Origin of the sequence: Candidatus Rhodoluna planktonica (assembly GCF_001854225.1) — a bacterium.
Taxonomy (GTDB): domain Bacteria; phylum Actinomycetota; class Actinomycetes; order Actinomycetales; family Microbacteriaceae; genus Rhodoluna; species Rhodoluna planktonica.
On the sequence record NZ_CP015208.1, the window covers coordinates 60,963 to 74,167 of the forward strand.

General features: G+C 52.6%; 14 protein-coding genes. 11 read left to right on the plus strand and 3 right to left on the minus strand.

Annotated elements, in window-relative coordinates; genetic code table 11:
* Positions 1-28 precede the first annotated feature (28 nt).
* From A4Z71_RS00285 to A4Z71_RS00295, 3 genes are all read left to right on the plus strand, one after another.
* A complete protein-coding gene (locus tag A4Z71_RS00285) occupies positions 29-1,048 on the plus strand; it encodes a LacI family DNA-binding transcriptional regulator (protein WP_070954015.1) in 1,020 nt (339 codons plus the stop codon).
* A gap of 94 nt (positions 1,049-1,142) precedes the next feature.
* Positions 1,143-2,357, plus strand: coding sequence for a Gfo/Idh/MocA family protein (locus A4Z71_RS00290; protein ID WP_070954016.1), 1,215 nt, complete (start codon positions 1,143-1,145; stop codon positions 2,355-2,357).
* Between the two features lie 86 nt (positions 2,358-2,443).
* On the plus strand, positions 2,444-3,325 hold the full coding sequence (locus A4Z71_RS00295; protein ID WP_070954017.1) for a sugar phosphate isomerase/epimerase family protein: 882 nt from the start codon (positions 2,444-2,446) through the stop codon (positions 3,323-3,325).
* A gap of 119 nt (positions 3,326-3,444) precedes the next feature.
* On the opposite strand, the gene iolG is transcribed toward A4Z71_RS00295, so the two are convergent.
* Positions 3,445-4,455, minus strand: coding sequence for an inositol 2-dehydrogenase (iolG, locus tag A4Z71_RS00300; protein ID WP_070954018.1), 1,011 nt, complete (start codon positions 4,453-4,455; stop codon positions 3,445-3,447).
* Positions 4,456-4,638: 183 nt separating this feature from the next.
* On the opposite strand from iolG, the gene glpX reads away from it, so the two are divergent.
* Genes glpX through A4Z71_RS00315 form a run of 3 tightly spaced genes read left to right on the plus strand, consistent with a single transcriptional unit; the run spans position 4,639 to position 7,266 of the window.
* Positions 4,639-5,601 carry a class II fructose-bisphosphatase gene (gene glpX / locus A4Z71_RS00305; protein WP_084028468.1) on the plus strand — a complete coding sequence of 321 codons (963 nt, stop codon included), beginning with the start codon at positions 4,639-4,641 and terminating at the stop codon, positions 5,599-5,601.
* Complete coding sequence (locus A4Z71_RS00310; protein WP_070954020.1) at positions 5,601-6,089, plus strand: gluconokinase; 489 nt, start codon at positions 5,601-5,603, stop codon at positions 6,087-6,089. The genes glpX and A4Z71_RS00310 overlap by 1 nt, the downstream gene beginning before the upstream one ends.
* Before the next feature lie 22 nt (positions 6,090-6,111).
* The gene (locus A4Z71_RS00315; protein ID WP_070954021.1) at positions 6,112-7,266 is read left to right on the plus strand and encodes a serine hydrolase domain-containing protein; all 1,155 of its coding nucleotides are present in this window, start codon (positions 6,112-6,114) and stop codon (positions 7,264-7,266) included.
* Positions 7,267-7,306: 40 nt separating this feature from the next.
* On the opposite strand, the gene A4Z71_RS00320 is transcribed toward A4Z71_RS00315, so the two are convergent.
* Positions 7,307-8,083: a TIM barrel protein gene (locus A4Z71_RS00320; protein ID WP_070954022.1), complete on the minus strand. Its 777-nt coding sequence runs from the start codon at positions 8,081-8,083 to the stop codon at positions 7,307-7,309.
* Positions 8,084-8,180: 97 nt separating this feature from the next.
* Here A4Z71_RS00320 and A4Z71_RS00325 point away from each other — a divergent pair, with 97 nt between their 5' ends.
* Positions 8,181-8,771 carry a hypothetical protein gene (locus A4Z71_RS00325; protein ID WP_070954023.1) on the plus strand — a complete coding sequence of 197 codons (591 nt, stop codon included), beginning with the start codon at positions 8,181-8,183 and terminating at the stop codon, positions 8,769-8,771.
* A gap of 97 nt (positions 8,772-8,868) precedes the next feature.
* Positions 8,869-9,762, plus strand: coding sequence for a DMT family transporter (locus A4Z71_RS00330; protein ID WP_070954024.1), 894 nt, complete (start codon positions 8,869-8,871; stop codon positions 9,760-9,762).
* Here A4Z71_RS00330 and A4Z71_RS00335 read toward each other — a convergent pair.
* Positions 9,752-10,612, minus strand: a complete 861-nt coding sequence (locus A4Z71_RS00335) for an IclR family transcriptional regulator (RefSeq protein ID WP_070954025.1) — start codon at positions 10,610-10,612, stop codon at positions 9,752-9,754. The two genes, A4Z71_RS00330 and A4Z71_RS00335, sit on opposite strands and share 11 nt — an antisense overlap.
* 123 nt (positions 10,613-10,735) lie before the next feature.
* Here A4Z71_RS00335 and A4Z71_RS00340 point away from each other — a divergent pair, with 123 nt between their 5' ends.
* Genes A4Z71_RS00340 through A4Z71_RS00350 form a run of 3 tightly spaced genes read left to right on the plus strand, consistent with a single transcriptional unit; the run spans position 10,736 to position 13,183 of the window.
* Positions 10,736-11,398: an ABC transporter permease gene (locus A4Z71_RS00340; RefSeq protein ID WP_084028351.1), complete on the plus strand. Its 663-nt coding sequence runs from the start codon at positions 10,736-10,738 to the stop codon at positions 11,396-11,398.
* On the plus strand, positions 11,391-12,392 hold the full coding sequence (locus A4Z71_RS00345) for an ABC transporter ATP-binding protein (protein ID WP_070954026.1): 1,002 nt from the start codon (positions 11,391-11,393) through the stop codon (positions 12,390-12,392). Before A4Z71_RS00340 ends, A4Z71_RS00345 begins: the two co-directional genes overlap by 8 nt.
* 2 nt (positions 12,393-12,394) lie before the next feature.
* Entirely contained in the window at positions 12,395-13,183 is a 789-nt protein-coding gene (locus A4Z71_RS00350) for an ABC transporter permease (protein ID WP_070954027.1), read from the plus strand.
* The last annotated feature ends 22 nt before the right edge of the window (positions 13,184-13,205 follow it).

Here is a 13,205-nt window from a genome sequence, read left to right on the forward strand (position 1 = left end):
AAGTAGCCGACCAGGCAAAGGAGCCCCGATGGCCAAGCGTCCCACCATTCGCGATGTTGCTGAGGCGGCCGGTGTTTCAAAATCTCTGGCGGCAATGGTGTTTTCATCCGAGGCTGGAGTTAGTGCCGACCGTCGTGACAAAGTTTTGGCGGCGGCTAAAAAGTTGGGCTACACACCAAATCAGTGGGCTCGTTCATTACGCTCCGGTTCGGGCAGCTTTGTTGGCATTCTGCTAAACGACTTGCACAACCCGTTGCTTACAGAGATTGCCGACCTAACTAGAAACGCACTCCTTGAAAAGGGCCAGCAATCGTTCGTTTCGGCTGTGGTTATTTCAGAGAAGAATGGCAAACGCTTCGTTGAGCCTTCGTCGATTCACAGCCTGCTCGATTTGAAGCCGAAGGGCTTAGTGGTTGTTGGTGGTCTGCCCGACCTTAAGCCCTTTAAGACACTGCCCGAAGATGTGCCGGTGATTATTGCCACCGCTCCCGCAGCCGGGTTGCCTAACGCCACTGTAGTGCGCTCTGACGACGACAAAGGTCTGTGGTTGCTGGTCGATCACCTAGTTGATCTGGGCCACAAACGCATCGCTTATGTCGGCCCAGACGATTCGCCGAACTCGATTGCTCGAATGTCGGGCTATAAAAAAGCCATGCTAGATCGAGGCCTTGAGAAGTACATCGTCACTCAGGTTGCCGAGCGAAACGAAGCCGGCGGTTACGCAGCGGCGAAGCTTTTGCTGCAAGACAAAAATGCCCCGACCGCAATTATCGGGTTTAACGACAACATCGCCTTCGGTGTTCAAGGTGCGGTTTCAGAACACGCTAAAGCGGGGATGACTCCGGTTGCGGTTGCCGGCTACGACAACACCTACGTTGCAGATTTGGCCAGAGTTTCACTCACTTCTATTGAGCAAGAAAAAGAAGCAATTGCTATGAAGGTTAGTGAACTCATCACAAACCCACGGGTTGCCGCCGAATACCGAGGACGAGAGATAACTTTGCTGCCGAGGTTGGTTGTTCGAAACTCAACTCTCAAACCGAGCTAGGTTTTGGCGCCGAGTTTTATCCGCTAATTAAATTTGACTTTCGCACTTTGGTGCGTAAAATTTGGAACGTTCCAGTAGGCGAGAAGGTAATTCAATGGCGAATCAAAAACGCGAAATCGGTGTTGGTCTAATCAGTGTCGGTTGGATGGGTAAAGTGCATTCGCGCGCTTACCAGGCTTTGCCGGTGGTTTATCCAGAACTGGGCATCAAACCGCGATTGGTCATGGCGGCAGATACCGCGCCCGATCGCGTTGAATACGCCAAGGATGTTTTGGGCTATGAGCAGGGCACCCTCGACTATCACGAAGTTTTAGCGAACCCTGAAGTGGATGTTGTTTCGATCTGCGCACCGAATTTTCTGCACGCTGAAATTGCGATTGCCGCGGCAAAAGCGGGCAAGGCATTTTGGGTTGAGAAGCCGGTTGGTCGTTTGGCTGAAGAGACCGAGGCCGTGCAAGCCGCTGCTCAGGCTGCCGGTGTGGTGTCATCGATTGGTTTTAATTACCGGCACGCGCCAGCGGTCGAGCACATCAAGCAGTTGATAGCCGATGGTTCGCTGGGCCGCATCACCAACATCCGCGGTTCGTTTTTTGCCGACTATTCTTCAGAGCCCAACGGTGCGCTGTCTTGGCGATTTGTTCGCTCACTTGCTGGGAGCGGAGTTTTAGGCGACCTCATGGGTCACCTGGTTGATTTGGTGCAGTATTTGGTCGGCCCGATTGCCGAGGTTTCAGGTATGACCAAGACCGTTTACACCGAGCGACCAAAACTTGAAATGGGCAAAGCCACTCATTTTGCTGTGATTGAAAACGGAGAGATGGCGCCGGTTGAAAACGAAGACTATGCGGCCATGATGGTGCGGTTCGCCGATGATGCGCTGGGCGCTGGCGCGGTAGGCACGCTCGAAGCATCCCGTGTTTCGGTTGGTCCTCGTGCCAGTTATAACTTTGAGATTTATGGCACCGAGGGTTCGGTGAAGTGGGATTTCGAGCGCATGAATGAACTTCAGGTTGCTATCGGCCGACACGGTGCGCATCTGGGTTATCAGCGGGTTATGGCGTCGCCTGGTTTTGGTGATTTCTCGGCTTTCCAACCGGGTGCCGGAACGTCGATGGGTTATGACGACCTCAAAGTTGTCGAGGCGCGAAAGTTTCTAGAGGCGTTTGTCGGGGTCAGCGCGCGGAACTCGAACATCAACGATGCGGTTTCGGCGAACCGAGTTTTGGGGGCAACCGAGCGCTCGGCAGAAAGCCGCACCTGGGAAAGTGTTGCCGCGGTCGATGGAACTACTGCGGCGAAACGCCCATAGTTTTGCTTAGGTAATCAGTAAATACCTAGGTAAAGAAACTCAAAACTAACCAACCAAAATCAATCCAAAAATAGTTAGGTAAATACATGGCAACTGTGAAAATCGCCGGAGCACCAATCTCCTGGGGCGTCTGCGAAGTGCCGAACTGGGGGCACCAAATGTCTCCCGAGCGAGTGCTGAAAGAGATGGCCGACCTTGGCCTGGGTGCTACCGAATTTGGCCCAGAAGGATTTTTGCCAATTGACCCAGCTGCTCGAGCTAAGGTTTTGCGCGACCACGGCATGGAGGCCGTAGGTGGATTTTTCCCGGTAATCATGCACCGTGCCGATGTCGATCCGCTACCCAAAGTGCAGCAAGAACTTGAAGCGTATGTTGCCTCGGGGGCCAAAACCCTAGTGCTCTCAGCCGATACCGGGCTCGAGGGTTACGACACTAAACGCGAAGCGCTTGATGAAGCCGGTTGGCAGTTGTTCAATCAAAACCTTGATCGCATCAAAGACTACGCCGCCAGCTTGGGCATCACCGCGGTGCTGCATCCGCACGTTGGCACCATGGTTGAAACCGAGGATGACATCAACCATGTGCTGGCCGGTTCAAGCATTAAGTTCTGCCTCGACACTGGGCACATGCTGATCGGTGGAACCGATCCGGTTGCGTTTGCTCGTAACCATGCTGATCGCGTCGCCCACTCACACCTCAAAGATGTAAATCTTGAAGTTGCCAAGCGCGTGCAGTCCGGCGAAATTACCTATTACCAGGGCATTTTGCAGGGCATGTACGTACCACTTGGTGAGGGTGATGTCGACGTGCGTTCGATAGTCACCGATTTGGTTAAGTCGGGCTATGACGGTTGGTTTGCTCTTGAGCAAGATAACGTAATCAATAGCGAACCAGGATTGGGCGAAGGCCCACTGGCCGATGCGAAGAAGAGCGTTGACTTCATTCGATCGGTCGTTTCAAGCCTCTAATTTTGTTAGATGGAGGAAAGAAAAAGCCCACCGCAAGGTGGGCTTTTTCTCTTTAACTACGTCTGGTCGAAACGCTTCGTCGGCGCCAACTAACAGCGCCTGCTGCTCAGCTTGAGTAACTACTTAGCTAGGTTTACCGAGACTGGCTTTCCGGTGCGAGCAGATTCGGTTGCCGCATCGGCAAGAATTAATGCTGCGCGGCCATCCTCGAAGGTTGGGTTCATAACTTTGCCCTCGTGGATGCCTTGAATGAATGCAGCTAGCTCGGCACGGTAGGCCTGGGCATAGCGCTCAAGGAAGAAGTTTTGGTAAGGCCGACGCGACTCAACGAAGTGCTCGGTTTGGTGAATTACGGTGGTCGGTGCAACGTTGTTTGCGTATAGCGTGCCCAATGAACCAAAGGCCTCGAGGCGCTGGTCATAGCCATAGCTGGCGTGGCGAGAATTGGTGATGACAATCTGCTCACCCTTGCTGCCGGTTAGCACCACGATTGCCGAGTCATAGTCGTTTTCGGCTTTGATGTAGTCGCTGAACAGGTTTGAGCCGGTAGCAAATACCTGGGTAATTTCAGGCACGAAGAAGCGAGCCATGTCGAAATCGTGGATGGTCATGTCGCGGAAAATTCCACCCGAAACGGCGATGTAGGCCTGAGGCGCTGGCGCTGGGTCGCGGCTGATAATGGTTAGCTGCTCGAGTGCACCGATGTCGCCGGCGGCAACGCGCTGGTTAATTTCGGCAAACTGCGGATCGAATCTACGGTTGAATCCGAGTGCGATTTGGGTTTTGGCCGAGTTGGCTTTTGCTCGCAGTGCATCAACTCGGTTGATGTCGAGGTCGATAGGTTTTTCGCAGAGCACGTGAACACCGGCATCAATCGCCGCGTCAATTAGATCGACATGGGTGGCAGTTGGCGATGCGATGACCACCGCATCAACTTCGCCCGAGGCAAATAGTTTTGCCGGATCGTCGGTAGCTTTGCCTCCGTATTGCGCCGCAGTTTTCTCGGCCCCCTCGAGAAAAACATCGGCAACCCAAGTTAGTTCGGCATCTTTTGATTCAGAAATTGAAGCGGCGTGTACCTGACCGATGCGGCCCGTGCCGAGTAGTCCAATGCGAATTTTGTTACTCACGAAACATCCTTGTCTTGCGGGGGATAAAAATCTGGAACGTTCCAATCGTAGTGACTTAAACAACCGAAAAAATCTAAATTTCGCAATACGTCGGTAACAAATTGGAGAAAATTCGACCGGGGTCTAGTGCCAGGCGGAATGAGTGCTAAGGTTTGTCTTAACAAAGTCGGCAAAGGAGCCACAATGTCAGCAAGCCCAGATCGCAACCTCGGAATGGAACTCGTTCGCGCTACCGAAGCTGCAGCGATTCAGGCAAGCAAATACATTGGTCGTGGCGACAAGAATGCCGCTGACAAAGCAGCTGTAGACGCCATGCGCGCTTATTTATCCACCGTTGACTTTGAAGGCACCGTAGTGATTGGCGAGGGCGAAAAAGATGAAGCGCCGATGCTTTACAACGGTGAAGTGGTGGGTAATGGCAACGGCCCGGCGTGCGATATTGCAGTTGATCCGGTAGACGGAACAAGCCTCACCGCTGCGGGCCGAGGCCATGCAATTTCTGTAATCGCGGTTTCTGATCGCGGCTCAATGTATAACCCCAAAGATGTCTTTTACATGGACAAACTGATTACCACTGCCGCAGGTCGAGGAGTGGTTAGCCTTGATCAGTCAGCCGGAGATAACGTTCGAGAGTTGGCCAAGGCGCTAAAAAAAGATGTGCGCGACATCACCGTGGCACTAATCGACCGTCCGCGACACCAGCAAACCATGGATGAAATTCGTGCGGCCGGTGCCAGAACCAGATTGTTCCTTGACGGCGACGTGGCTGCTGGCATCCACGCAGTAACCGGAGAAGGTGGCATCGACATGCTGCTCGGCGTCGGTGGCGCACCAGAAGGCACCATCTCTGCCTGTGCCACCAAAGCGTTGGGCGGTTTCATGCAGGGCCGAATCAAACCTCAGTCGCCAGAAGAAATGCGTCGAGCACTAGAGGCGGGCCACGACCTAAATCGCATCTTCGAACAGGATGACCTGGTCACCAGTGACAACACCTATTTTGTGGCCACCGGAGTAACCGATGGAATGTTGGCAGCTGGCGTGACTAGGGTTGGTAATTACATTCGAACAGAGAGCGTGATTCTTAGATCGAAGTCGGGAACAATTCGCAAGGTGACCGCTGACTATCTTGCAGAACGGTGGGACTAATGGGTTGCCAACTCTTAGTAATTGGTCCGGCTGCAGTGGGTAAAACCACCGTCGGTGAAGCAGTAGCCGCTCGCTTGGGTGTTCGATATGTCGACGGTGACGATTTGCACCCAAAAGCAAACATCGAAAAAATGTCGGCCGGAACACCGCTTAGTGATGACGATCGCGATCCATGGATTGACAACATCATCGCCGAGTTAGAAAAAGGCGACGTTGTCATCGGTGCCTCGCTGCTCAAGCGCAGCTACCGAGAAAAGATCAACAAAAAAATTAATCGCGTGCGCTTCGCGCAACTAGATGCCCCGCGCTCGGTTCTTGAAGAACGCATGGATTCTCGCGAAGGCCACTTTTTCAGAAAGCCACTTGTCGATTCACAACTTCGAATTCTTGATCCGTTGCAGAAGCACGAACCCGGTTCCCGTTTCGACGGAACCAAGTCGGTAGAGCAATTGGTGACTGAAATCGTGCTCGACGTAAAGTCGCACTGATTACGGGTCCAGAATTGCTTGTATGAGTGATTCAAGATTCGATTCAGTAGTTGGACTGTTCTACGAGGTCGCCGCTGAAAATTCTGGCGGCGGTGCGGCCATGGCAATTTACGCTGATGGCCAGCAAGCAGTTTCAGTTTTCACCGGCGAACAATCGCCGGGTGTTCCATGGAACGCGAACACGCACAGCGTGGTTTTTTCTTGCACCAAAGGCTTGGCAGCAATCGCGGCCAATCAACTTATCGAAAAGGGGTTGCTCGACCCGTATGCCAAAGTTGGCGAATACTGGCCCGAGTTTGCTTGCAACGGCAAAGAAGACACATTGGTTAAGTGGGTGCTCGAACACAAGGCGGGCCTTTCGGCAGTGCGGCGCGACCTAACTTTTGAGCAGCTTGTTGACGGCCATACCGTTGTCGAAGAGCTGGCTGCCCAGGCACCGCTTTGGCAACCGGGCACCGCGAACGCGTATCACGCCCTAACGTTTGGCAACTTGGTGGGCGAGTTGGTGCGCCGGGTTACCGGCAAAACCATTGGCCAATACCTGCGCGATGAAATTTCCGGTCCGCTAAATGCATCGGCATTTATTGGCTTGCCAGAAAACGAATTCAAAAACCTTGCCCCGCTGATCACCGATGGCTCTCGTTTACCATTGCCGCCGAGCGAAGTTGGCAGCAATCAATACTGGATGGAGAAGGCGATGACATCCGGTGGCGCGATGTCGGCTGAGGTTGCCTTGCCTGGTATTGCCGAAGGTCACTATTTCAACGATCCACGCCTGATCAAAGCCGAGCTTGCCGGAGCCGGCGGTGTGATGACCGCCGATGCGCTAGCCAAGATCTACTCGGCTTGCGTGGCCGACACCGATGGGATGCGTTTGCTGCAAGATGACACAATTCGCGACGCTATGGTCTGCGAGGTTGACGAACGCGAAATCTGGCTGAGCGAAGGTCCCTGGATTCGGCGCGGACGCGGCTTTATGCTGCACACTCCGGGCTGGCGTGAATGGTCATCCGATGGCGGTTTTGGTCACGATGGTTTAGGTGGGCAGGCAGGCTTTGCCGACGTCAAGCACCGAATCGGTTTTGCCTACACCTCAAGCTTTTTGCGTGGTGGTTTGACCGAGCAAGACAATCAACAGCGGATAATTCGCGAGCTGGGTCGCGTGCTCGAAAACTAGACCCCGTGGTCGAAAACTAGGTCGCGTGCTCGAAAGCTAGTTAGGCGAATGCTGCGGCAAAGGCATCAAGTGCCTGGTTTGAATCGCCTGACGCCCAGCCTTCAAGACCAACTACGCCGCTGTAACCGAGCAACTTTAGCTCATCGGCAATTCGCGAATAGTTGATCTCGCCTGTGCCGGGCTCGCAACGACCGGGTACATCGGCAACCTGAATTTCGCCGATGAAGCCATAGGCATTTCGAACCAACTCAACCAAATTACCCTCGCCAATTTGTGCGTGGTAAAGGTCGAGGTTTAGTCGCAAATGCGGGTTGTCAATCGATTCGACCAGCGCCAAGGTGTCAGCAGCCAAAGCGAACGGGGTGCCCGGGTGATCAACTGGCAGGTTTAGATTTTCCAGCATGAAAACTTTGTTGTGCTTGGCTCCCAGATCAGCCAGCCGAGCTAGGGTGTCGCGGGCTTTCAGCCAGTCGCGGCCGGTCACCACATCCTTTTTCTTGATAGCCTGGCCGTTGCTGTCTAGCCCGGTGCCGTGCAGATTTAGCCTTGGGCAATTGATGATTTTTGACGCCTCGATTGATTGCTCGGCGGTTTGCAGCAGCCGCTCGATGCCGTCTTCGTCGAGCAGGTCGCCCTCGATATAACCGGTCATCGAACCAATGCTGGCGCCAACCGCAGCTAGCGAATTTAGGTCTTTGGTGTTCCAGCTCCAAATCTCAACTTCGAAACCGCGCTCGTGAATTGTGCGCACGCGCTCGTTGAACGGCAATTCTAAAAACAGCATTTCGGCCGAGGCGGCGAGGCGGTAGTTCTTCATTGAAACCCTTTTAGCTAACGCGGATGACCCGCCCGGATAAGTCGTAACCCTAGGATAGGGGTTTTATTGGAACGTTCCAAACCTTTAACCTTAAGCGGTGAAAAACAATGACTGGGCTGGTGTCGGCGATGCCGACGAAGCTGTAACCAATTGGGGTGGCTCGGCCGAGCAAACCACAGTTTTGGTTGAAGACGGCCAAGTCAAAGTTGGGCACATCCCGTTTTATCGGTTTAGTTACTACCCCGACGTGCTCGATTTGCGCAAGTGTGGTTACGAGCTAACGGCCTTTGAAACGATTTGGGATCAACTCGATCAAGCACACACCCGTCACGCGCAGGTTGCTCACATATTGCTGCATTTGCCAACTGACGAGTTTGGCCGAATGAGCGATGCCGCTGGCGGCAACCTAATCTGGAATCCGCGTCGCGCACGTGAACTCGAGTTTCAGGTCCGCAGCGCGCTGCACCGATTTGGCGTAAGCGATATCCCAACCCTGTTGCGTCGCATGCTGGGCAAAGCCTTTCCGGGTGATTCGATGACACACATAAGTGTTGACTTGCTCAACATTTTCTTTTGGGCCTCATTGGCGAAGGTGGCCCGTGATTTTGCCTGGCGTGATGGCAGATTAGCCTTTGCTGCCGAGTATCTCGAATACCCGGTCAAGCGAGCTTTTCAGGTGCTTGGCTAGTTTTGACATTTCGCCAAACTTTTTAAGTTTTCATCACGTTATGAACCCAACTTCAATAGGTTGGGCTTAGCAAAGTTGTGAATCGATTAGGCGTTTGATGAAAAAGCAAAGTTGGCTACCGCAGTATGTTGGCCTAGGCATCATTTGGGGAGCCTCTTTTCTATTTATCGAAATGGGTTTGATTGCGCTGCCCCCGGCCGGGGTAACATTTTGGCGCTGCCTTCTTGGCGCCATCACGTTGTGGACCCTGACCTTGATTCGATCGGGAACAAAAACGCTCACTCGTGCCCAATATTTGCACGTACTATTTGTCTCGCTGCTGATGAACGCTTTGCCGGGCACGCTTTTCGCTTTCGCCCAGGAGCTGGTTTCAACCGTGGTGGCCAGCATCATTAATACGGCCACTCCAATCGCAACCTTGCTGGTCATGCTTGCTGCCTTTCGAGAAGAGCGCCCCACAGTTCGTCAAGTTTCCGGAATTTTGATTGGTTTGGTAGGCGCACTTTGGGCTCTTGGCATCCAAAACGGCGACCTAGGCGCCAATGATCCGTTGGGGGTCGCTGCCGTGGTAGCCGCCATCCTCTGCTACGGAATTGCCATACCCTATTCACACCGGCACCTGGTCGGCAGCGGGGTTCGATCAGAATTGCTGGCGACCTGGCAGGTTACCTTCGCGACATTCACGCTGCTTCCGGCATACCTGCTTTCGGGTGAGTTAATCAGGGCGAATTTCACTTTTGAAATCATTGCCGCAATGGTGATTATGGGTGTTGTCGGCAGTGGTTTGGCCTACATCTGGAACCTGCAGGTAATCGATCGAGCGGGCAGCGCAATCGCCAGCTCTGCAAGTTATCCGACTCTTTTGGTTTCCCTGATTATCGGCTGGCTGGTGCTTAATGAACCTTTTAGCTGGAACTTGCCAATCGGTGCTTTTTTGGTGGCCCTTGGCTCTGCGGTTACCCAAGTTAAGGGCAAAAGCATCAGGCTCTAATCTTGGATGAACCCAGATAAAGCGAAAACTCGAGAGCGATTCGAGCAACAATTTCGCCAACCTGATCTAGGTGCTGGCCGATTCTGGTTTTGGGCGCACTCACGTTTATTGCGCCAATTATTCGATTTGAATCATCGCGGATGGGCGCCGACGCACCTACTAGTCCCAGTTCAAATTCTTCATCCACGGTTGCGTAGCCCTGATTTCGAATCACCTCTGCTTCACGATAAAGATCTTCCAGCGAGTTAATTTTTGATCTTGTTTGCGACTGCGATGCCGGAGGTAGGCCATTTGCCAGCGGGCTGCCAATAACCGGCTGAATGATCAAGCTGTCTTTCGAATGCTCTGCGTACCATTCGGCCAACTCTTCATTTGACCAGTCGCTAATCAGTGCGCGACCCGAGGATGTCCGCAGCGCTGCCACGCTCACACCTTCCCAGCCCACACCCCGAAAGGCGTGGTTAGACATTTCGCTTTTCAGGGTGAGTGCGTTGCCGCCTCGCAAAACTACAAGGTGGGTGGTCTCGTGGGTTAGGTTCACCACTTTGCGCAAGAAACGCCCACTTTCTTGAACTAGGCGCGCCTCGGCTGTTCTTGAAGCTAAAGCATAAAGCTGAAAACCAAGTTGATATTTAGAGCCGTTTCGCTCGCGCTGCACAAATCCAGCTTCGGCCAGAGTGGCCAAGGTTCTTGAAATTTGCCCCTTATCGCGCCCAGTCATTTCTGATACGCGGGTCACCCCAAGGCCCTGATTGGCCAAGGCCTCAGGTGTTGATAACGCCTCTAGTACCTCTAAATCGCGGCGCAAACCCGATGAATTCAATCGTTGTTTGTTCGTTGAAGTTACCATCGGCCGCGTCCTTTATCTGATTGTTATTAGATTTTGTTGACATACTAGCAACTCTCGTTGCGACATACGCAACAAAAATTTACTTTTGAGACCTATGCGAGTTGCTCACAGAGGAGGGCAGAAATGGATTATGACCTCGGTTTAGTCATACCTTTCTGGATTAAGAAACTTGACGAAATTGTCGAGCTGTCAGTTGAGCACGTTGTGGTTGTTCTTATCTCGCTGGCAATTGCCTCGGCAATTGGTGTTGCTGTTGGCCTATTTGTTTGGAATAAACCAGTTGCCCGCTCAGCCTCTATCGCAACTGCGGGTGTCATTTTGACCATTCCATCGATGGCCCTGCTCACCATCTTGATTCCTATCATGGGCTTGGGTTGGCTGCCAACAGTTTTTGCCCTCAGCATTTACTCGTTGCTGCCAATTGTTCGAAACACTGTGGTTGGTCTACGCGAGGTCGATCCTGCAGTTGTTGAATCTGCTCGCGGCATGGGCATGAGTGACTTCCGAATTTTGATGACCATTCAGTTCCCTATTGCTTGGCCAGTAATTCTTACCGGTCTGCGAGTTGCTGCTCAGCTCGCTGTCGGTATTGCAGCAATTGCGGCTTATGTTGCCGGTCCAGGTATGGGGGCATACATCTTCAAGGGTCTTTCAATGCTTGGTGCCGCGAATGCGCTCAACTTCGCTCTAACCGGCACTTTGGTAATTATTTTGATCGCCCTGCTTTTTGACGCGCTTTTCATCATTGTCAATCGACTAACTACATCAAGGGGTATCCGTGCCTAATACAAACACCACCGGCGCCAGTATTGAACTCATCAATGTCACCAAGACCTACCCAAATCAGCCGGTAGCAGCCGTTGAAAACTTCTCGATGAGCATCAACCCGGGTGAGTTAATTATGTTGGTTGGCCCTTCAGGCTGCGGTAAGACCACCACCATGAAGATGATCAACCGCATCATCGAACCAACCTCGGGTTCAATTTTGATTGATGGCGAAGATGTTTTGTCGCTCAACCAAAACACGTTGCGTCGCCGCATCGGTTACGTAATTCAGCAAATTGGTTTGTTTCCCCACATGACTATTGAAGAAAACGTTGCGGTTGTGCCAAACCTGCTGGGCTGGGACAAGACAAAAATCAAGTCTCGAGTAGAAGAGCTGCTTGCTCTGGTTGAACTGGACCCGGCAAAATTTGCTAAACGCTACCCAAAGCAACTTTCGGGCGGACAACAGCAGCGTGTCGGGGTAGCTCGTGCGTTGGCCGCCGACCCTCCGGTAATGCTCATGGATGAGCCATTCGGTGCTACCGACCCAATCACCCGTGAAAAACTGCAAGACGAATTCTTAAAGCTGCAGGCAACAATCGGCAAAACTATCGTCTTCGTTACTCACGACTTTGATGAAGCAATAAAACTAGGCGATCGAATTGCGGTTCTTAGCGAGCGTTCGCAAATTGCTCAATTCGACACCCCAGCTAACATTTTGGCCAGCCCCGCAAACGACTATGTCAGCTCATTTATCGGTGAAGCGGCAGCAATTAAGCGACTTGCACTGCTGCCGGTAAACCAGGCCAAGTTGGGTGCTGCAGTTTCAAATTCTCACCTCAGCGTAGGCATTGATGAAAACTTGCGCGAGGCACTAGACCACATCGTGCTAAATGGTGGCTCGCCAGTTGCAGTTACCGATGCAAACGGCAAAACCGTGGGTTCGATTTCGGTTGCCGAAATCGCCAACGCATTGGGTGCAGAGGTGCCAAACCTAAAGGCAGCTGGGAAGTAAAGATGAGCATTCAAGCTGCGTCAGACGTCTCGACGTCTTATAGCCAACCCTCAAGCCGTGAAGGGAAGTACTTCACTGCTAAAAGATTCGGCACTCCACTTTTGGTAGTTGCGGCCTTAGGTGCGCTGTTGGTTTTCCTTTATCTTCGTGGCGAACCTGATGCGATTGAGGCTTTTGCTCTGAACTGGGAGTACATCTTGGCTCGAGTTGACGAGCATATTCGCCTGTCAATTTCGGCAGCGTTGCTGGTGGCGGCGATAGCAATTCCAGCCGGCATACTTGCCAGTCGTTCAGACAACAGAGTCATTCGAAACATTGTGATTGGTTTCGGAAACATCGGACAGGCCACCCCAGCAGTCGGCGTGATTATCTTGCTGGCGTTGGTAATTGGCATTGGGTGGGGAACCGCAATCATTGCTTTGGTTTTCTATGGACTCTTGCCTGTGATTCGAAACACGATGGTGGGTATCTCGCAAATCAACCCATCAATCATCGAGTCGGCTCGAGGAATGGGCATGACCGGTGGTCAAATTTTGCGCAAGATCGAGTTGCCTTTGGCGGTGCCAGTTATTTTGGCCGGCTTTAGAACAACTCTTGTTTTCAGTGTTGGTGTGGCAACAATTGCCACATTCATCAATGCCGGTGGTTTGGGGGAGGTTTTGGTGGTGGGCCTAAAGCTCTCCCGCGAAGCCGTAACACTCACCGGTGCAGTTGTGGTTTCATGCATCGCCCTAATGATGGACTGGCTTGCCGGCCTGATTGAAGACCTGCTGAAACCTAAAGGGGTATGAGTTCAAACGAACTCAAACTAAT